The organism is Roseisolibacter agri, assembly GCF_030159095.1.
Classification (GTDB): domain Bacteria; phylum Gemmatimonadota; class Gemmatimonadetes; order Gemmatimonadales; family Gemmatimonadaceae; genus Roseisolibacter; species Roseisolibacter agri.
In genome coordinates this window covers 692,192-711,174 of the sequence record NZ_BRXS01000004.1, presented here as the reverse complement: position 1 = coordinate 711,174, position 18,983 = coordinate 692,192, and the positions used below count along the sequence as shown (strand labels likewise).

Genomic DNA, 18,983 nt, shown 5'->3' with positions numbered 1-18,983 from the left:
GCGCTCACCGCTGCGCGCGCGTCTCCCGCGCGCGGAAGAACTTGAGTAGCGGCTCGACGTAGCCGGCGTCCGTGCGCACCGGCACCTCGTCGATCGCGAGGCGGCGCAGCAGCCGCTGGCGCGCCTCGCGGTCCTTCTGCACCTCCGCGTCGAAGGCGGCGCGCACGCGCGCATCGCTCGTGTCGACGTCCACCTCCTCCCCCGTCTCCGGGTCGACGAAGCGCGCCAGGCCGACGTCGGGCAGCGTCAGCTCGCCGGGATCCTCGACCGTCACCGCGACGACGTCGTGCCGCAGCGCGAGCCGCTTTAGCGGACGCTCAAGCGCGGGGTCCTCGAAGTCCGAGACGATGAAGACGATCGCCTTGTGCGACAGCAGGCGTCCGAGGTAGTCTGCGGCCGCCGCGACGCTCGTGCCCGTGCCCGCGGGCTCGGTCACCAGCAGGTCGCGCAGCAGGCGGAGCGCGTGACGGCGCCCCTTCCGCGGCCGCACGACGTGCTCCACGCGGTCGGTGAACAGCACCAGCCCCACGCGGTCGTTGTTGCGCACCGCGGCCAGCGCCAGCACCGCGGCCAGCTCGGTGGCCAGCTCGCTCTTGAAGCGGCGCGCGGTGCCGAAGCGCTCGGAGCCGGAGAGATCGACCGCGAGCATCACCGTCAGCTCGCGCTCCTCCTCGTACTGGCGCACGAACGGCCGCCGCATGCGCGCGGTGACGTTCCAGTCGATCGCGCGCACCTCGTCGCCGGGCTGGTACTCGCGCACCTCCGCGAACTCCATCCCCTGCCCCTTGAACACCGACTTGTACTCGCCCGCGAACAGCGAGTTGACGGGCCCGCGCGTGCGCAGCTCGATGAAGCGCACCTGCCGCAGCACCTCGGGCGGCACGGTGGGCGCGGAGCTCTCGGCGCGGGCGGCGCTCCCGTTCGCGGGCGTGGGCCCGGGACCCTCGGCCGCCGACTCACGGCGCCCCAGCACGCGCGCGGCCGAACGGGCGCGGTCAGACGCCGCGTCCGCCGGCACGGCCGCCGCCGACGCGGCGCCCGCGGTCTCGGCGCGTGCGCGGCGGCGGCGCAGCATCACGGGCTCTCCACCCGCTCCAGCACCCGCGCGACGATGTCGTCGCTCGTCACCTCCTCGGCGTCGGCCTCGAAGGAGGTGAGCACGCGGTGCCGCAGCACGTCGGGCGCGATCGCCTTCACGTCGTCAGGCGTCACGAAGGTGCGGCCGCGCAGGAAGGCGTGCGCGCGCGACGCCTGCGCGAGCGCGATCGTGGCGCGCGGGCTGGCGCCGAACTCGATCAGCGGCGCGACGTCGCCGAGCCCCGCCTCGGCGGGCGCGCGCGTGGCGTGCACGATCTCGACGATGTAGTCGACGATGCGCTCGTCCATGTACAGCTCCGCGATGCGGCGGCGCGCCTCGAGGATCTCGTCGGGCGTCGCGGTCGGCGTGATCGTGATCGGCTCGCCGCCCGCCATGCGCCGCATGATCTCCTTCTCCTCGTCGCGCGTCGGGTAGCCCACGCGGAGCTTCAGCATGAAGCGGTCGAGCTGGGCCTCGGGGAGCGGATACGTCCCCTCCTGCTCGATCGGGTTCTGCGTCGCCAGCACGAGGAACGGCTCGGCGAGCTTGAACGTCTGGCCGCCGATCGTGACCTGCTTCTCCTGCATCGCCTCCAGCAGCGCCGACTGCACCTTGGCGGGCGCGCGGTTGATCTCGTCGGCGAGGATGACGTTGGCGAAGATGGGCCCCTTCTTCACCGAGAACTGGCCCGTCGCCTGGTCGAACACCTGCGTGCCGACGACGTCGGCGGGCAGGAGGTCGGGCGTGAACTGGATGCGCTGGAAGCTGGTGCTGATGGTCTCCGCCAGCGTGCGCACCGTCAGCGTCTTCGCGAGGCCCGGTACGCCCTCGAGCAGCACGTGGCCGCCGGTCAGCAGGCCGATGAGCAGCCGCTCGACCATGTACTCCTGCCCGACTACGCGCCGGGCCACCTGCCGCACCACTCCCTGCACGAGCGCCGCGTCGGCCGAGGCGGCGGAGGCGGCCTGCGAGATCGTCGTCCCCACGAGTCGATTGCGCTGTCGGTGGATCGGCGCGCGACCCCGATGGCCGCGCGCCGCCCTTCACTGGTTCAAGAACGGGACCGCGAGGCGAGCCCGACCTATCCACGCGGCCCGAACGGCTCCGCTCGCCCCAGTACCCGACGTCCGCGCACAGGTTCGCGCGGACGGCTCGCGCTACTCGCCCCAGTCCTCGTAGTCGGCGCGGCGGTCGCGCGGCGCCGCGTGCACCAGGCCGTCGATGACCTTCATCTCCGTCACCGTCAGGGGACGCACGCTTCCCGGTGCGAGGCCACCCAGCTTCACCGGCCCGAACTGCACGCGGACCAGCCGCTCGACCTCGAGCCCGAGCGCCTCGCAGACGCGCCGGACCTCGCGCGTGCGGCCCTCGGTGATCGTGATCGCGAACTCGTAGCGGCGGTTGCCGAGCGGGCGCGAGTCGACGTCCGTCGGATGCACGACGCCGTCTTCCAGCTGCACGCCCTTGCGCGCCTGCCGCACCGCGGCCGCCGCGTTGCCGCGCACGGTCGCCACGTAGGTGCGCTCGACCTCGTGGCTCGGATGCGTGAGCCGGTGCGCGGCGTCGCCGTCCGTCGTCATCAGCAGCACGCCCTCCGTCATGTAGTCGAGGCGGCCCACGTAGGTCAGCCCCGCGATCTCCGGGACGAGATCGAACACCGTCGGCCGCCCCTGCGGATCCTTGCGCGTGGTGAGCGAGCCGGCCGGCTTGTGCAGCACCAGCCACTGCGCGGCCACGGGGCCCTTCACCGGCGCGCCGTCGAGCGTCACCGCGTCCTTCGCGGGATCGACCGTCTGGCCGAGCTGCGCCGGCCGGCCGTTCACGAGCACGCGCCCGGCCGCGATGAGCGTCTCCGCCTGCCGGCGCGACGACAGCCCCGCACGCGCGAGCACGCGCTGCAGGCGCATCGGACCCGTCGCGACGGCGGGCGTCGCCTTCTGCAGCGCGCGGGCGGCGCGCTCCTCGGACGACTGCGGGCGCGCCTTGCGGGCCGAGCTGCTTCCGGGCTTCCGGTCGCGCACGGGGCGCTGCGGACGCGAGGTGTCGCGCGTCTGCTCGCGCGTCTGCTCGCGCGCCGGCTCGCGCGCCGGCTCGCGCCGGACGTCAGGCCGCACCGTGCGCGTGCCGTCGGGCGCGACGTCGCGGACGATGGCGCGCGCGGGGCGCGACGTCGGACGCGACTCCTCGCGCGCCGGCGCGTGCTGCGGCACCGGGCGATCGAGCCCGCGAGCCTGCTCGCGGCGCGCCTGTCGCGACGGACCGCGGCCGGGCGCGCCCGCGGGCAGCTGCGGGCCACCGCGGCGCGCGGGCAGGTCGCCGCCACCGCGCGTGGTCGCCTCGGGGCGCAGGGGGCGCGCGGGCCGCCCCGAGGACGGGCGCGACTCGAACGCGCGCTCGTCGACCGCCGGTTCCGCCGGTCGCGGACGGCGCGGGATCGGGCGCTTGGGCGCCTTCTTCGCCTTCTCGCGCTCCTTCCAGGCGGCGGCGTCGCCACGCTCGGGGCGCGGCGCGCGCTCGGGACGGATCGGCTGCGCCGACCACGCGTCGCGCTCCGACGTCTCCGCACGCGGCGCGCGCGTCGGACGGTCGTAGCGCTCGCCGCGCGTCGGCTTCTCCGTCGGCGCGAACGCGCCGCGCGCAGGGCGCTCGTCGCGCGACGGACGCGCGGAGCGGGCGGGCCGCTCGTCGCGACCGCCGCGCGATGGCGCGCCACGCGACGGAGCGCCGCGGCCCTTCGCGCCGGCCGTCTTCGCGCCACGCGAGGGCGCGCCGCGCGATCCCGCCTTGCCTGCCGGCCGCGACCCGCGGTCGCGGCCGTTCGTCTCGCGCGGGGTCACGGGCGCGTCTCCATTCGGGTGGTCACAACGTGGTCAGGGCGCAATTACAGCGGCCGCGGATCGGCGCGCAGGGCGATCGCCAGCTCGTCGGCGCGCGGCAGCTCCTCCAGGTGGCGCAGCGCGAACTGCTCCAGGAAGGCGGACGTGGTGCCGTACAGCAGCGGACGGCCGAGTCCCTCCGAGCGCCCGACGATGTCGATCAGGCCGCGCTCCAGCAGCGCCTTCAGCACGCCGCCCACCGACACGCCGCGGATCTCCTCGACCTCGGCGCGGCCGATCGGCTGGCGGTACGCGATGATCGCGAGCGTCTCCAGCGACGCCGCGGAGAGGCGCTGCGGACGCTGCGCGAGCTGCGCGCGCTCGATCGCCTCGCTGTACTCGGCGCGCGTCAGCAGCTGCCAGCCGCCGCCCTGCTCGACCAGCTCGAACGAGTGGCCGGTCTCCGGGTCGTCGTAGTGCGCACGCAGCCCGTCGAGCGCCGCCTGCACGTCCTCGGGCGACGCCTCGGCGTCGAGGGCGCGCAGCTCGTCCAGGGGCACCGGACGGCTGCTCGCGAACAGCGCCGCTTCAAGCAGCTTCGCCAGCGGACTCACGCGTGATCTCCACGATCGCGAACGGTTTCGGTTGGGCGAGGCGCAGCTCGCCGAGCTTCGCCATCTCCAGCAGGGCGAGCAGGACGCTGAGGATCTGCCACGGCTCCGCGTCGGCGCCCACGACCTCGGTCCAGCGCGTGCGCGCGCGGAGCGCCAGCGCGCCGCGCACCGACGTGATCGCGCCCGCGACGTCCAGCGCGCGCTGCACCACGTCGTGCACGGTCGGCTCCTTGGCGACGCGCAGCACGCGGTCGACGGCCGACAGCAGCTCGGTCAGCGACAGCGCGAGCGGCGGCACGCCCGCCGGCAGCGCGGCCATCGGCGCGAACGACCCGCGCACGAAGCGGTCGCGGCGCTCCTCGCCCAGGCGGTCCAGGTGCTCGACGACCTCGCGGATCTGCTGGTACTCCAGCAGCCGGCGCACGAGCTCCGCGCGCGGGTCCTCCCAGCTCTCCTCGTCGCCGCTGCGCGGCAGCAGCAGCTGCGCCTTGATGCGCAGCAGGCGCGCGGCCATCTCGAGGTAGTCGGCCGCCTCGTCCAGCGCGAGGTGCTGGATGCGCGCCAGGAACTGCTCGGCGACGCGCGCGATCGGGATGTCGTAGACGTCCAGGCGCTCGTCGCGGATCAGCGACAGCAGGAGGTCGAGCGGGCCGGAGAACTCGGGCAGCTCGACGACGAACGTCGCCGGCGCGCCGGCCGTCGCGGCGTCCTGCGCCGCGCCCTGGGTGGTGGCGGGCGCGATCACAGGCCGCTGACCGGCAGGACGTACGGCGCGACCGTCTGCAGCGCCGCGCGGTTGATCGCGACGGCCGGCGAGAGCCAGGCCCGCAGCGCGCCCTGCCCCATCGAGAGGAAGAGCAGCAGGATCAGCATCCCGAAGCGGCCGAACTCCACGTAGCGGATCGCCCACGCGGGCGGCAGCAGGTACTTCGCGACGTGCGAGCCGTCGAGCGGCGGGATCGGCAGCAGGTTGAAGAACGTCAGCATCAGGTTGAACCAGATCCCGTGCCGCAGCATCTCCTGCAGGAGCGCGAGCGTCGACGTGGCGTCGGGCAGCGCGCGCCCGAGCAAGCCGAGGAGGACGATGAGGAGCGCGCAGACGAACGCGAGGACGAAGTTCGTCGCCACGCCGGCGAGCGACACGATGATGTCGCCGCGCTTGTAGTCGCGGTAGTTGCGCGGCTGGACCGGCACCGGCTTCGCGCCGCCGAAGATCGGCCCGCCCATGACTGCCAGCATGACCGGGAGGATCACGGTCATGAAGGGGTCGATGTGCTTGAGCGGGTTCCACGTCAGCCGCCCGAGCTGGTACGCGGTCGGGTCGCCCTGCTTGTAGGCGGCGTAGCCGTGGGCGTACTCGTGCGCGACCATCGAGAACAGCAGGACGGGTGCGACGAGGACGAGGGTGCGCAGGTCCACCGAGAACGGAAGCGGGAGGGACGGCGCGGGCGCGCCTGGACGCGGTCGGCGGCGCCGGGGATCGGCCGGGAGGCGCACGACCGGGCACACGAGGGGCGCGGACGGCGGCGGCAGCGCGGCGAAACCTAGTGGCGCCCCCAGGGCAAGTCAAAGCGACACACCGTGCAAACCCGTGTCGTGCCTTGACATGGGATACCGGGTGGGCTAGCCTTCGACGCTTCGCGCGACCTGCGCGCCACGTCTGTCATCTGCCTGAGAGTTCTCCAAAGTGCCGAACATCGCCTCCGCCAAGAAGAACATGCGGAAGTCGCGCGCTGCGGCTGTGCGCAACCGCGCGCAGCGCTCGGCGCTGCGGACCGCGCTCAAGAAGGCCCGCGCCGAGGGCGCGCCGGCCGACACGACCGCGCTCGCCGTGAGCCTGCTGGACCGCGCCGCCCGCAAGGGCCTGATCCACAAGAACAAGGCGGCGCGCCACAAGAGCCAGCTCGCCCGCAAGGCGGCGGCGGTCTGAGCGCCTGAGCGTCCAGCGCGAAGCGACGCGGGGCCGGTCCAGTGATGGACCGGCCCCGCGTCGCTTTCCCGGTCTGCGCCGGCCGCCTCAGAGGGCGGCCAGCTCGCCGCCACAGCGCTCGCAGTACCACTCGGTCGGGTAGTTCATCGCGCCGCACTCCTGGCAGCGGAGCGTCTTCTGGGTCGCGGTGCCCACGGCCGCGTCGTCCTGGCGCGCGGTCGGCACGCCGCGGGCGGCCTGCGTCAGCCCCTGCGCGGCGAAGCCGGTCGTCGGCGTCTCGCGGCCGGCGCTCTCGCCGACCATCAGCCCGTCGGTCGGCGTCGGGAAGCGCGGCGCGTCGGCGCTGCCGAAGCGGCCCGTCGGCCCGTCGGACGGCGCGACCCCCACGCCCGTGATCGCCGGCGTGCCCTGCGTCCCGGCGGACGCGGGCTCGGAGGCGGCCGGCGCGAGCGACTCGACCGGGACCGGCTCGGCAGGTGCCGCCACGGCCGGCTCGTCCTCGCGGCCGCGCACCTGCGTCACCAGCCCGCGCACGTCGGCCAGCTCGCTCCCGACGCCCTCCACCTCGCGCTCCAGCTCCGCGATCGCCTCCTCCACCTCGCGGTGCCGGCGCGCGCCCTCGTCCTCGTCGAACTCGCCCACGAGGGCACGCAGCTCGACCTCGGCCATCGCGTCGCGGCGCTCGCCCAGCGTGCGCGTCACCTCCTCGTGTCGCGACGCGAGGCGCGTCTCCTCGTCCTGCAGCGCCTGCAGGTGCGTGCGGAGCGCCTCGGCGGCCTTCTGGCGGCGGCCGTCGTAGTCCTGCCAGACGCGCTCGAAGACGTGCGCGGGCGTCGCGCTCCGCCGCGCCTCCAGGGTGCCGAGCCACGTCTCGAAGCGCGTGCGCTCCGCCACCAGTCCGCGGATCTCGTCCAGCGGGAGGGTCGTTCCGTCCGTCATCCTGCCTCCCCGCCGTCGAGCGGCGGTGCCGTGAATGCTGTCGTGGGTGCCGCCGGAGCCTGGAGCGCCGCGCGCTGTTCGTCCGTGAGGGGCGTCACGCGCCCGACCAGTCGTGCCGCGAGCAGTATGCGCGCCGCGTGCTCGAGGCTCTCCATGCGCCGGTGCGCCTCGTCGAGCGTCGCGCCGACCGTGGTCGCGCCGTGGTTCGCCAGCAGGAACGCGCTGTGGCCGGAAAGATAGGGCGCGAAGGCGGCCGCCGCCGCCGGGGTCCCCGGCGTGAAGTACGGCACGAGCGCCACGGCGCCCATCTGGCAGATCAGCTCGGGGAGCACGCCGTCGGGCAGCGTCTCGCCCGCCACCGCGAAGCCGGTCGCCGTCGGCGGATGGGCGTGCACCACCGCGCCCACGTCGGGCCGCGCGCGGTAGATCGCGAGGTGCATCGCCAGCTCGGAGCTCGCCTGCCCCGCGCCCGCCATCACGCGCCCCTCGAGGTCCACCTCGAGCAGGTCGGCCTCGGCGATGTCGACCTTCGCGCCGCCCGACGGCGTCACCAGCAGGCGGTCGGGGCCGAGCCGGACGGAGACGTTGCCGTCCGGCCCCGCGATCAGGCCCCGCTCCCACAGCCGGCGGCAGACGCGCACGATCGCCGCGCGCATCATCGCCGCGCGCTCGGCCGTCACGCCCGCGTCGCCTCCGCCGCCTCGCGGTACACGACGCGCCCGTCGACCACCGTGCAGACCGTGCGGCCGCGCAGCGTGCGCCCCGCGTACGGCGAGTTGCGTCCCTTCGAGTGGAAGCCCCTCGGATCGACGGTCCACGCGCGCGTCGGATCGAACACCGTCACGTCGGCCACCGAGCCGCGGCGCAGCGTGCCGCCCGGCAGGTTGAAGATGCGCGCGGGAGCGCACGCCATCTTGTCGACGAGCTGCGCGTACGTGAGGATCCCCGGCTCGACGAGCCACGTCACCAGCACCGCGAGCGCCGTCTCGAGGCCGACGATGCCGTTCGGCGCATCGGCGAACTCGCGCTCCTTCTCGTCGTAGTGGTGCGGCGCGTGGTCCGTCGCGACGACGTCGATCGTGCCGTCGCGCACCGCCTGCTGCAGCGCCTCGACGTCCTCCGGCGTGCGCAGCGGCGGATTCATCTTCGCGTTCGTGTCGTAGCCGTCGACCGCGTCCTCGGTGAGTGAGAGGTGGTGCGGGCACACCTCGGCCGTCACGTTGATGTTCCGCTCCTTCCCCCAGCGGATCAGCTCCACCGAGCCCTTCGTGCTCATGTGGCACAGGTGCACGTGCCCACCGGTGCGCCGCGCGAGCAGGATGTCGCGGATCGCCATGATCTCCTCGGCCTCGGCGGGGATGCCCTTGAGGCCGAGCTTCATCGACATCGCGCCCTCGTTCATCGCGCCGCCGTGCGCCAGCGTGGGATCCTCGCAGTGGTCCGCGACGGGGATGCCGAAGGTGCGCGCGTATTCCAGCGCGGTGCGCATCATCTGCGCGCTCACGACCGGCTTGCCGTCGTCGCTCACCGCGACCGCGCCGGCGCCCACCATCTCGCCGAACTCCGCCAGCGCCTCGCCCTTCTGACCGAGCGTGATCGCGCCGATCGGGTAGACGCGCGCCGCCGCGGCGCGCTTCGCCTGGCTGATGATGAAGCCGACGGCCGCCTGGTTGTCGGTCACCGGGTCGGTGTTCGGCATCGCGCAGACGGCGGTGAAGCCACCCGCCACCGCGGCGCGCGCGGCGGTGGCGATCGTCTCGACGTCCTCGCGCCCGGGCTCGCGCAGGTGGCAGTGCACGTCGACGAAGCCCGGCGACACGACGAGCCCCGCGCAGTCGACGATCTCGGCGTCGTCGGGGCGCGCGATGCGCTCGCCCGCGTGCTGGATCTTCCCGTCGACGAGCAGCACGTCGCCGACCGCGAGGTCGAGCTGCTGCGACGGGTCGAGCACGCGCCCGCCCGCGAGGAGGATGGGACGGCGGTCGGGCGCGCTCACGCGTCGCCTCCGCGGCCCTTGCCGGCGGACTTCGCCGCTTCGGCCAGCTCCGGCCGACCGCCGGCGAGGAGATAGAGGACTGCCATGCGCACGGCCACGCCGTTGGTCACCTGGTCGAGGATCACGCTGTGCGGCCCGTCGGCGACGTCGCTGTCGATCTCGACGCCGCGGTTCATGGGCCCCGGATGGAGGATGAGCATATCGCCCGGCGCGCGCTCGAGGCGCTCGCGCGTGACGCCGAACACGCGGTTGTACTCGCGCAGGCTGGGGATGTACCCCGCCTGCATGCGCTCGAGCTGCAGCCGCAGCACGTTCAGCGCCTCGGCCCACTCGATCGCCGCCTCGACGCGGTCGAACACCTCGACGCCCAGCTCGTCGATCGCATTGGGGAGCAGCGAGCGCGGGCCGCACACGCCCACCTGCGCGCCGAGCTTCTTCAGGCCCCAGATGTTCGAGCGCGCGACGCGCGAGTGCAGCACGTCGCCGACGATGCAGACGCGGCGCCCCTCGAGCGATCCGAAGCGGTGGCGCAGCGTCAGCAGGTCGAGCAGCCCCTGCGTTGGGTGCTCGTGCGTCCCGTCGCCGGCGTTGATGACGTTCGACTCGATGCGCTCGGCGAGGAACTGCGCGGCTCCCGACGAGCCGTGGCGCACGACGACCATGTCGATGCGCATCGCCTCGAGGTTGCGCGCCGTGTCGACCAGCGTCTCGCCCTTCGCCACGCTCGACCCGCTGGCCGCGATGCTCACCGTGTCGGCGCTCATGCGCTTCTCGGCGAACTCGAACGAGATGCGCGTGCGCGTGGACGCCTCGAAGAACAGGTTGACGACGGTCTGCCCGCGCAGCGTCGGCACCTTCTTGATCGCCCGCTCGCTGATCTCGCGGAACGGCTCGGCCGTGTCGAGGATCAGGCGGATCTGCTCGGGCGACAGCGGCTCCAGCGCCAGCAGGTCCTTGCCGAGCCGGGTCGCGCCGGTCACGCGTCCTCCGCGCCCGGCACGAGGATCACCGCGTCGCGGTCGTCGAGCTCCGTCACGAAGACGTCGACGTGGCCGCCGTCGGGCACCTCCAGCCGCTTGCCGACGATGTCGGGCTGGATGGGCAGCTCGCGTCCGCCGCGATCGACCAGCACCGCGAGCTGAATGCGCGCGGGGCGGCCGAAGTCCGCCAGCTCGTCGAGCGCGGCGCGCACGGTGCGTCCCGTGTACAGCACGTCGTCGACGATCACGACGCGCTTGCCGTCGATGTTCGCGGGAAGCGACGTGGGGCCGACGACGGGGCGCGGTCCCACGGTCTGCAGGTCGTCGCGGTAGAGCGTGATGTCGAGCGCCCCGCGCGGCACGTCCACGTTCTCGGCGTCGCGGATGGCGCGCATCAGCCGCTCGGCCAGCTGCACGCCGCGGCGCTGGATGCCGACGAGGATGAGGCCCTCGGTGCCCGCGTTCGCCTCGACGATCTCGTCGGCCATGCGCTTGACGGTGCGCTCCATGGCGCGCGCGTCGAGCACGACGGTGTGTTTGGGTGGCATGAGCGGCCAATATACACGGCCGCCCGACGCGACGGGGCGGCGGGCGGCCATGGGCTCGTGCGTACGGACAGGGTGGGATTCGAACCCACGAGACGCTTTTGACGTCTACACCGTTTCCAGCGGTGCGCCTTCGACCACTCGGCCACCTGTCCGGGGAGCCGCGGCCGGGCCGCGGCGGCGTGCGGAGCTGCGTCGATCGTTGTCGATCACTGACGAAAACGGTGGGAGCTTGATCGCTCAAGCCCCCACCGCGACGGACAGGGTGAGATTCGAACTCACGATACCGTTGCCGGTATGCCGGTTTTCGAGACCGGTGCCTTCAACCACTCGGCCACCTGTCCAGCAGCCGTGGAAATTAGCCGTCCCGGGTGGCGGTGTCAACGAGGCCAGCGGTGCCCCAGGAAGGCGTACGCCAGCGCACGTTGCCGGCCGCGGGACGCCTGACTTCCCGGAGCGCCCGGCACCCGTGAGCGCGGGCGAGACGCACCGGCGCGAGCACCGTCGCGGCGCGACAGCGCTCGAAGGTCCGCGCCGTCGCGCGCACGCGCATGATCGAGCGCCCGCTTCCGCGCGCGCGCCGCGCGCCAGCCCACAGGCCATGGGCAATTATCGCCCATGCGCGTTTCTCCGGGACGCATAAACATGGGTCTACGACCGCGCGATCGCGACCGCACTTCCCTGCTCATGCACGGCACTCCTCGCTGAGACACTCGAACACCCCAAGGAGGCACGCCATGATCAAGCGACTCGCTATGCTGCCCCTGTTCGCGCTCGCGCTGGCCGCCTGCAACGAGAGCACCCCCACGGGGCCGACTCCCACCTCCGGGCCTCGGTTCGTCGAGGCCACCTCGACCGAGCGAGACGGTGGGCTCCACTTCGTCGGTGTGCCCGACCTGACCGTCGAGACGGGCGACGGCGGTGTGTACCTGCAGTCGACGGGAGAAGTCGCGGGAGCAGGTAAGACGGCGACTGCACGGTTGTCGGCAGAGGTTTCGGTCCTGAGCGGCTGCCTCAACCGGGGCAGCAAGAATCAGGAGCCGAGTGGTCTGGACAGGTCGACCTCGCAGACGGCGGGTGAGGTGACGTTCAACACGCGCTCGGGCCGTGGCACCTTCACCGTCGAGACGGAGCCGGTGAGCGGTCGCAGCTGCCCCGATACCATGGACCCGGTTGTGATCAGCGCCACGTTCACGAACGTCGTCCTGACGGTGACGTCGAGCAGCAAGACGACGACCGCCTACTTCGAGGACATTTCCTGGCCGTGACGTCGAACGACAGGACGGCCGCCGCCTACTTCGCTGACGTTTCCATGTGATGTCAGCACGGGTGCTGGCGACGGCGGAAGGCGGTCGCGACCGCCCTCCGCCGTCGTCGGCGGCTGGGATAGGCGGCCGTTCGGACGCCGGACCATGCGCCGACACGTTCGGCGCGCCGGCTGACGGGCCGCACCCGAGACGCGACCCCGGACGCGTCTCCGTCCACCGGAGGATCGACGAGCAGCCGGAGCGCGCGCTCGTCGCTAAGCGCGGCCTGTTCGCCCCGTACGCCGCGCCGCGAAGAACGCGCGCAGCACGTCCCCACACTCCTCCTCCAGCACGCCGCCGCGCACCGCCGGGCGGTGGTTGAGCCGCGGGTGCCGCAGCACGTCGCCGACCGAGCCCGCCATCCCCGCCTTGTCGTCCCACGCGCCGAATACCACGCGATCGACGCGCGCGAGCACGAGCGCGCCCGCGCACATCGCGCACGGCTCCAGCGTGACGTAGAGCGTGCAGCCCGACAGTCGCCAGGCGCCCAGCGCGGCGGACGCCGCGCGCAGCGCCAGCACCTCCGCGTGCGCCGTCGCGTCCTGGTCGCGCACCGTGCGGTTCGCGGCGGCCGAGAGCACGACGCCGTCGCGCGCGACGACCGCGCCGACGGGCACGTCGCCGCCAGCGGCAGCCAGTCGGGCCTCGGCCATCGCGAGGCGCATCATCTCCTCGTCGGTCGCGTCGCTCATGCCGCAGGTCTAATCACGCGGCCGCTCCGGCGCGAGCGCGTCGCGCGTCGCGACTTGGCGCATCGCGGCGGCGCGCCGCTCCACCGCCGCCGGCAGCGCGAGCCCGTCGGCGATCGCGGCGATCGCCTCCGCGTCCCGCCACGCGCGCGTGAGCGGCGCCAGCTCCTCCTCCATCGCGCGCCGCTCCGCGTCCTCGACCATCGCCACCTCGAGGGCCAGCCGCTCGACCGCGGGCATGCGGTGCAGCGCGCCGAGGTTGCCCGGGGTCTCGTTCTTCGCGAAGGGATTCCGCTCGATCGCCTCGCCGCTCTCGAACGCCCGGCGCCGCGCCTCGAAGTCGCCGCCGCGCTCCCGCGACGCGCGGGCCAGCGCCAGCACCGACGCCGCCGCACCGCCGTGCGCCTCGATCCATCGCGATGCATCGACCGCGCGTCCGCGCAGGGCGCCGCGCCGGTTGATGCGCGCCAGCAGCGGGCGCAGCGCGTCCACCGCGGCATGGCCCTCGAGCGACAGCACGCCGTACCCGTGCTTCACGTGCAGGCGCCACGCGTCGGCGACGTCGGCCGGCTCCAGGTACAGCCCCGCGAACTCGGAGCGGAACACCTCGTACGTGCGTCCGTCCGGTCCCGGAATGCGCACCGGCCGCAGGCTCAGCCCCAGCCCACCGGCCTGCAGCGCGAGGATCGCGATCGCCGGATGGAGGAACGGGATGACCAGCTCCGGACGCACGCCGATGCCGGCGCCGACGCCCGCCACGGCCGCCGCCCCCACGGCGACGGTGCCGCCGGCCACCACGCCGGCGGTGCGCCAGAGCCGGCGCGCCAGCTCGCGGCCGTAGCGCCACGCCGTCAGCTCGCGCATCCGCGCTCTGCCCACGCGCACGAGCGTCAGCCCGCCCGCCACGCGCGCGAGCGCGATCTCGTCGGTCGCCGCCCGCACGCGCGCGTCGCGGAAGTGCCGCTCCGCCTCCTCCATCGCCTCCCATCGCTGCTCCAGCGGCGTGAGGTTCCACCGCGCGCAGTGCGGGCACACGACCCACAGCCGGCCGCGTGCCCCGTCGAACGCCAGCTGGCGCCCGACGGGGAACGACTCCATCACCGCGTTGTCGCCGAGCGCACGGTGACAGAACAGGCAGGCGGCGTACATGCGCGGGCGCGGGCGATCACACCCCCGCTGCCACCGCCGGCTCCTCCGCGCGCTCGAACACGAGCTGCCCGTTGCGCGCCGAGTCGGCGCGGATCCGGTCGCCCTCGGAGAAGCGGCCCTCGAGCACCGCCATCGCCAGCGGGTTCTGGAGCAGCCGCTGGATCGCGCGCTTCAGCGGCCGCGCGCCGAACGACGGGTCGTAGCCCTCGTTCACCAGCAGCCGGCGCGCGTTCGGCGTCAGCTCGAGCGTCAGCTTCTTCTCGCCCAGCAGGCGGCGCAGGCGCTCCAGCTGCAGGTCGATGATGCGGTCGATGTGCTCCTCGCCCAGCGGGTGGAAGATGATGATGTCGTCCACGCGGTTGAGGAACTCCGGGCGGAAGTGCTCGCGCAGCGCGCTCGACACCTCGGCCTCCACCAGCTCCCAGTTGTCGTCGGCGTGCTCCAGGATGTACGAGCTGCCGATGTTCGACGTCATGATGACGACCGTGTTGCGGAAGTCCACGGTGCGCCCCTGCGAGTCGGTGAGCCGCCCGTCGTCGAGGATCTGCAGCAGGATGTTGAACACGTCCTGGTGCGCCTTCTCGATCTCGTCGAACAGGATGACCGAGTAGGGGCGCCGCCGCACGGCCTCGGTGAGCTGGCCGCCCTCCTCGTAGCCGACGTAGCCCGGCGGCGCGCCGATGAGCCGCGCGACCGCGTGCTTCTCCATGTACTCCGACATGTCGATGCGCACGAGCGCGTGCTCGTCGTCGAACAGGAACTCCGCCAGCGCGCGCGCGGTCTCGGTCTTCCCGACCCCCGTGGGCCCGAGGAAGATGAAGGAGCCGATCGGCCGGTTGGGATCCTGCAGCCCAGCGCGGCTGCGGCGCACCGCGTTGGCGACCGCCTGCACCGCCTCCTGCTGCCCGATGACGCGCTTGCCCAGCTCCTCGTCGAGCTTCGTGAGGCGCGCGCGCTCGCTCTCCATCATCCGCGTGACCGGGATGCCGGTCCACTTCGCCACCACCTCGGCGATGTCGTCGGCCGTCACCTCCTCCTTCAGGAACTGCGGGCGCCCGCTGTTGCTCGCCAGCCGCCGCTCGGCTTCCTCCATCTGCCGCTGCAGCTCGGGGATGCGGCCGTAGGTGATCTCGGCGGCCCGCTGCAGGTCGCCCTGCCGCGTCGCCTGCTCGGCCTCGACGCGCGCCTGCTCGATCTGCTGCTTGATGGTGCCGACGGCGCCCAGCGTGTCCTTCTCCTGCTGCCACTGCGCCTTCATCGCCTGCGACCGCTCGCGCAGCTCGGCCAGCTCGCGCTCCAGCGACGCCAGGCGCTCGCGCGCGGCGGCGTCGGTCTCCTTCTTCAGCGCCGCCTGCTCGATCTGCAGCTGCACGATGCGCCGCTCCACCTCGTCGATCTCCTGCGGCATCGAGTCGATCTCGATGCGCAGGCGCGACGACGCCTCGTCCAGCAGGTCGATCGCCTTGTCGGGGAGGAAGCGGTCGCCGATGTAGCGGTGCGAGAGCGTCGCCGCGGCCACGACGGCGCCGTCGGTGATGCGCACGCCGTGGTGCGCCTCGTAGCGCTCCTTGAGGCCGCGGAGGATCGCGATCGTGCTCTCGACGCTCGGCTCGCCCACGTACACCGGCTGGAAGCGGCGCTCGAGCGCGGCGTCCTTCTCGATGTACTTCCGGTACTCGTCGAGCGTGGTGGCGCCGACGACGCGCAGCTCGCCGCGCGCGAGCGCGGGCTTCAGCATGTTGCCGGCGTCGGGCGAGCCCTCGGTCCGGCCCGCGCCGACGATCGTGTGCGTCTCGTCGATGAAGACGATGAAGCGGCCCTCGGCGCTCGTGATCTCCTTCAGCACCGCCTTCAGGCGCTCCTCGAACTCGCCGCGGTACTTGGCGCCCGCGAGCATGGCGCCGATGTCGAGCGAGATCAGCGTCTTGTTGCGCAGGCTCTCGGGCACGTCGCCGTCGACGATGCGCTGCGCCAGCCCCTCGACGATCGCCGTCTTGCCGACGCCGGGCTCGCCGATCAGGATCGGGTTGTTCTTGGTCCGCCGGGAGAGGACCTGGACCACGCGCCGGATCTCCTCGTCGCGGCCGATCACGGGATCGAGCTTCCCGCGCCGCGCGCGCTCCGTGAGGTCGGTCGAGAAGCGCGACAGCGCCTGGTACTTCTCCTCGGGGTTCTGGTCGGTGACCTTGTGCGCCCCGCGCACGGCCTGGAGCGCCTTGATCAGCTCCTCGCGCGTCGCGCCGACGCCGCGCAGCAGCGCGAAGCTCTCGGTCCCCTTCACCTCGGCCAGCGCGAGCAGCAGGTGCTCGGTCGAGACGTACTCGTCGCCCAGCTCGCGCGCGTCGGCGTCGGCCCGGTCGAGGACCTGGTTGAGCTCGCGCGAGACGGTCGGCTGCGCGTCGGACTGCTTGGGGTAGCGCGCCGCCTCCTGCTCCACCCGCCGCCGGAAGTCGGCGACGTTCGAGACGCCGATCTTCTGGAGGATGGGCGTCACGATCCCCTCGTCCTGCTGGAGGAGGGCAAGCAGCAGGTGCGCGTCGTAGACGAGCGGGTTGCCGGCGCGCCGCGCCACGGCCACGGCCTCGTTCAGCGCCTCGGCGGATTTGACGGTCAGCCGGTCGGGATTGAGCATCGGATCGGGAGTCCAGGGAACAGAAGATCATCGCGCGCGTCGCGCGATCGACGATCGACGGGGCCGCAAGCCGGGGGCCCGCGAAAGCGGGCAGACTGGCGGAGCCAGGCGCAGGTGCTCCGCCGTACGCGTCGCGCGGTCCGTCGTTTCGGCAGGCCGACCAACCGGCTGAAACGGGCGATGCCCCGCCAGGCGGACCTGACGGGGCATCGAGTCATGCGGGTTGTGCTGTCGCTCGCTCGGAAGGCGACCGGGGCGTCATCGCCACCGGTGCTACTTGGTGACGAGGAACTTCTTGACGCCTTCGACCTTGCCATCCACATCCAGCCGGTAGAGATACACGCCCGAGGCGGCCTCTCGGCTGCTGTTCAGGTACTTGCCGTCCCAGTAGGCCCTGTAGGACCCGCACCCGAGGGTGAGGTTCTCGACGGCGGGAGGACCGCCACCGGCACCCACTGCACCGGAACCCTGGATGACCGGCACCGCGACGACCTGCGCGAGCAGGTTGTAGATGCGGATGGTCACCCGATACTGCCGGGTCTGATCGGTGCAGCCAGGCTCGCCGATCGAGAAGGGGATGGTCGTCTCGGGATTGAACGGGTTCGGATAGTTCTGCCCGAGACTTCCATTGCGTCGCGCCGACTGCGGGGGTTGCCCGCTGGCCTGCGCTTCCGTGGGACGTGGCATGAGCGCGCTGAGAGCGAGCACTGCGATGAGTGCTGCCCAACGGAGCTTCATGTGCCTCTCCAATTTGACGGACTAGGTTCCTTGGCAGGACTCCTGTTGTGGTGGACGGAACAGACTACGCCTGCTGAGACGCTAACGGACCGAGCAGGCGGTGTCAAGCATGTGATGTGGCACACGAAGTGCCAGGCCCGCCGCGCCACCGGCGACTATCGGCCACAAGAGCGGTAAGTCCCTCCCGGTCAAGGTGTTCGAGCACCGACATGAAGTGCATTCTCGATCTTTCGCGCATCCCACGGCGCGTTCCGGGCAGGTAGATCTCGCCAGGGGTGCAGCGGCCGGCCAGCAGCGCGATGCCCCGGTGCAACGCGTCCGCCGTGCGCGTCCGTTCCGGGTCCAACGCGACCACCCGAGCGTCCGGCTGGCCCGGCGCGCGCGGCGCCGGCACTTCTACCCCGAGCTCGGCGGTCCGCTCGACCGTCGTCGGCCGGGCCAGCCCCGCGGCCGCCAACCGATCCGGCAGCGCGTCGAGCACGCGTCGGTGCGCGGCCGACGGCGCCGGCATCCAGCCCGCGCGACGCACGCGCGCCCCGTCGAGCTGGACCGTACCGGTATCCTGTAGACGCGCGAGCACGAGGTCCGCCACTACCGCCGGTACGCCTCGACCGTGGACGGGCGCACGCCGGCCGGATCGGCAGGACCGATCGCGGCACGCCCCCGCATGCCGCGGCGCTGCTCCTCCGGCGCGCGGTTCGGTGTCGATGACCCCCAGCGCGCGCGAGCGCCGTCCTCCGGGGGTCGATGTGGCCGGCGGTCCCGACGGTCAGGACGCCGGCTCGGGCACGTCGTAGCGCGTGGACTCCCAGCTCTCGAACGCCCGGAGCGGCCGCTCGTCCACCAGGTGCTCGCGCAGGAACTCGCGCAGCAGCCGCTGGTGCGCGCGCGCAGTCGCCGCGTCGACGAGCGGCAGCGCGGCGGCGTCGGAACCATCCCCTAGCCAGGCGCGCAGCGCGGCGCGCGCCTCGGCCGGCAGCACGCGGCCCGCTCCCGACGTGCGCGCGCAGCGGTCGCAGAGCGCGCCGCCCGCCGGGTGGCTGAAGCGCGACGGCCGGTCCTCCGCGATGGGGTCGTGGCAGCTCGCGCAGTGATCGACCGCCGGCGAGAAGCCGAGCGCGGCGATCACCCGCCACGCGCCGGCGATGCCGGCGCCACGCGCACCGGCCGGCGGCGCGGCGGCGAGCGTGTCGAGCGCCTGCACCAGCGTGTCGTACCACGCGGGCTGGCTCTCGTCGCGGGCGAAGCGCAGCACCAGCTCCGCGAGCGCGGCTCCCGCCGCGAAGCGCTCCAGATCGGCCGCGAGGCCGAAGCGCGCGCGTGTCACGTCCATCGACGCGAGGGTGTGCAGGTCGCGCCCCGCCTTCGCGTAGTACTGCGCCTGCCCCTCGGCGAACAGGTCGACCGCGCCGCCGAAGCGCTTCTGCGAGCGGCGCGCGCCCTTCGCCAGCACCGACTGCACGCCGTGCTCGCGCGTCGCCAGGCGCAGCACGCGCGAGCTCTCCAGGTAGTCGAAGGCGTGCAGGACGACGGCGTCGGTGACGACGAGGGACATGCCGGGAATCTATGG

General features: G+C 73.2%; 19 protein-coding genes and 2 tRNA genes. 2 read left to right on the top strand and 19 right to left on the bottom strand.

Translation table 11 applies throughout. The annotated features are described in order from the left end of the window. Window positions 1-4: 4 nt before the first annotated feature. The 6 genes from rosag_RS15315 to rosag_RS15290 all read right to left on the bottom strand — a co-directional run bounded on the left by rosag_RS15315 (window position 5) and on the right by rosag_RS15290 (window position 5,927). On the bottom strand, window positions 5-1,075 hold the full coding sequence (locus rosag_RS15315; RefSeq protein ID WP_284351017.1) for a DUF58 domain-containing protein: 1,071 nt from the start codon (window positions 1,073-1,075) through the stop codon (window positions 5-7). After that, window positions 1,075-2,010: an AAA family ATPase gene (locus rosag_RS15310; RefSeq protein ID WP_425607512.1), complete on the bottom strand. Its 936-nt coding sequence runs from the start codon at window positions 2,008-2,010 to the stop codon at window positions 1,075-1,077. Before rosag_RS15310 ends, rosag_RS15315 begins: the two co-directional genes overlap by 1 nt. Before the next feature lie 225 nt (window positions 2,011-2,235). Continuing rightward, entirely contained in the window at window positions 2,236-3,915 is a 1,680-nt protein-coding gene (locus rosag_RS15305; protein ID WP_284351015.1) for a pseudouridine synthase, read from the bottom strand. Window positions 3,916-3,959: 44 nt separating this feature from the next. After that, window positions 3,960-4,508, bottom strand: coding sequence for an SMC-Scp complex subunit ScpB (gene scpB, locus rosag_RS15300; RefSeq protein ID WP_284351014.1), 549 nt, complete (start codon window positions 4,506-4,508; stop codon window positions 3,960-3,962). Beyond that, window positions 4,483-5,253, bottom strand: coding sequence for a segregation and condensation protein A (locus tag rosag_RS15295; RefSeq protein ID WP_284351013.1), 771 nt, complete (start codon window positions 5,251-5,253; stop codon window positions 4,483-4,485). Before rosag_RS15295 ends, scpB begins: the two co-directional genes overlap by 26 nt. Next, entirely contained in the window at window positions 5,250-5,927 is a 678-nt protein-coding gene (locus tag rosag_RS15290) for a site-2 protease family protein (protein ID WP_284351012.1), read from the bottom strand. Before rosag_RS15290 ends, rosag_RS15295 begins: the two co-directional genes overlap by 4 nt. Window positions 5,928-6,195: 268 nt before the next feature. Here rosag_RS15290 and rpsT point away from each other — a divergent pair, with 268 nt between their 5' ends. Continuing rightward, window positions 6,196-6,438 (top strand): 30S ribosomal protein S20, encoded by a 243-nt coding sequence (gene rpsT / locus rosag_RS15285; RefSeq protein WP_284351011.1) that lies wholly within the window; start codon window positions 6,196-6,198, stop codon window positions 6,436-6,438. An 87-nt stretch (window positions 6,439-6,525) separates the two neighbouring features. On the opposite strand, the gene rosag_RS15280 is transcribed toward rpsT, so the two are convergent. From rosag_RS15280 to rosag_RS15250, 7 genes are all read right to left on the bottom strand, one after another. After that, the gene (locus tag rosag_RS15280) at window positions 6,526-7,377 is read right to left on the bottom strand and encodes a hypothetical protein (RefSeq protein WP_284351010.1); all 852 of its coding nucleotides are present in this window, start codon (window positions 7,375-7,377) and stop codon (window positions 6,526-6,528) included. Continuing rightward, on the bottom strand, window positions 7,374-8,057 hold the full coding sequence (locus tag rosag_RS15275) for a class II aldolase/adducin family protein (RefSeq protein ID WP_284351009.1): 684 nt from the start codon (window positions 8,055-8,057) through the stop codon (window positions 7,374-7,376). Before rosag_RS15275 ends, rosag_RS15280 begins: the two co-directional genes overlap by 4 nt. Further along, entirely contained in the window at window positions 8,054-9,373 is a 1,320-nt protein-coding gene (locus tag rosag_RS15270; RefSeq protein ID WP_284351008.1) for a dihydroorotase, read from the bottom strand. Before rosag_RS15270 ends, rosag_RS15275 begins: the two co-directional genes overlap by 4 nt. Further along, window positions 9,370-10,353: an aspartate carbamoyltransferase catalytic subunit gene (locus tag rosag_RS15265; protein WP_284351007.1), complete on the bottom strand. Its 984-nt coding sequence runs from the start codon at window positions 10,351-10,353 to the stop codon at window positions 9,370-9,372. Before rosag_RS15265 ends, rosag_RS15270 begins: the two co-directional genes overlap by 4 nt. Further along, complete coding sequence (pyrR, locus tag rosag_RS15260) at window positions 10,350-10,901, bottom strand: bifunctional pyr operon transcriptional regulator/uracil phosphoribosyltransferase PyrR (RefSeq protein WP_284351006.1); 552 nt, start codon at window positions 10,899-10,901, stop codon at window positions 10,350-10,352. Before pyrR ends, rosag_RS15265 begins: the two co-directional genes overlap by 4 nt. Window positions 10,902-10,965: 64 nt before the next feature. Continuing rightward, window positions 10,966-11,053 (bottom strand) — tRNA-Ser (locus tag rosag_RS15255). 102 nt (window positions 11,054-11,155) lie between these two features. Continuing rightward, a tRNA-Ser gene (locus rosag_RS15250) sits at window positions 11,156-11,242 on the bottom strand. A 393-nt stretch (window positions 11,243-11,635) separates the two neighbouring features. Here rosag_RS15250 and rosag_RS15245 point away from each other — a divergent pair. Continuing rightward, entirely contained in the window at window positions 11,636-12,166 is a 531-nt protein-coding gene (locus rosag_RS15245; RefSeq protein WP_284351005.1) for a hypothetical protein, read from the top strand. Between the two features lie 254 nt (window positions 12,167-12,420). On the opposite strand, the gene tadA is transcribed toward rosag_RS15245, so the two are convergent. The 6 genes from tadA to recO form a co-directional block, all read right to left on the bottom strand. Continuing rightward, window positions 12,421-12,897: a tRNA adenosine(34) deaminase TadA gene (gene tadA, locus rosag_RS15240; RefSeq protein ID WP_284351004.1), complete on the bottom strand. Its 477-nt coding sequence runs from the start codon at window positions 12,895-12,897 to the stop codon at window positions 12,421-12,423. A 9-nt stretch (window positions 12,898-12,906) separates the two neighbouring features. Further along, window positions 12,907-14,043 carry a hypothetical protein gene (locus tag rosag_RS15235; protein WP_284351003.1) on the bottom strand — a complete coding sequence of 379 codons (1,137 nt, stop codon included), beginning with the start codon at window positions 14,041-14,043 and terminating at the stop codon, window positions 12,907-12,909. 16 nt (window positions 14,044-14,059) lie between these two features. Continuing rightward, the gene (gene clpB / locus rosag_RS15230) at window positions 14,060-16,675 is read right to left on the bottom strand and encodes an ATP-dependent chaperone ClpB (RefSeq protein WP_284351002.1); all 2,616 of its coding nucleotides are present in this window, start codon (window positions 16,673-16,675) and stop codon (window positions 14,060-14,062) included. A gap of 273 nt (window positions 16,676-16,948) precedes the next feature. Continuing rightward, window positions 16,949-17,413 (bottom strand): hypothetical protein, encoded by a 465-nt coding sequence (locus rosag_RS15225; RefSeq protein WP_284351001.1) that lies wholly within the window; start codon window positions 17,411-17,413, stop codon window positions 16,949-16,951. A 103-nt stretch (window positions 17,414-17,516) separates the two neighbouring features. Beyond that, window positions 17,517-18,005, bottom strand: coding sequence for a hypothetical protein (locus rosag_RS15220; protein WP_284351000.1), 489 nt, complete (start codon window positions 18,003-18,005; stop codon window positions 17,517-17,519). A gap of 177 nt (window positions 18,006-18,182) precedes the next feature. Continuing rightward, window positions 18,183-18,968, bottom strand: a complete 786-nt coding sequence (gene recO, locus rosag_RS15215) for a DNA repair protein RecO (protein ID WP_284350999.1) — start codon at window positions 18,966-18,968, stop codon at window positions 18,183-18,185. Window positions 18,969-18,983: the final 15 nt, after the last annotated feature.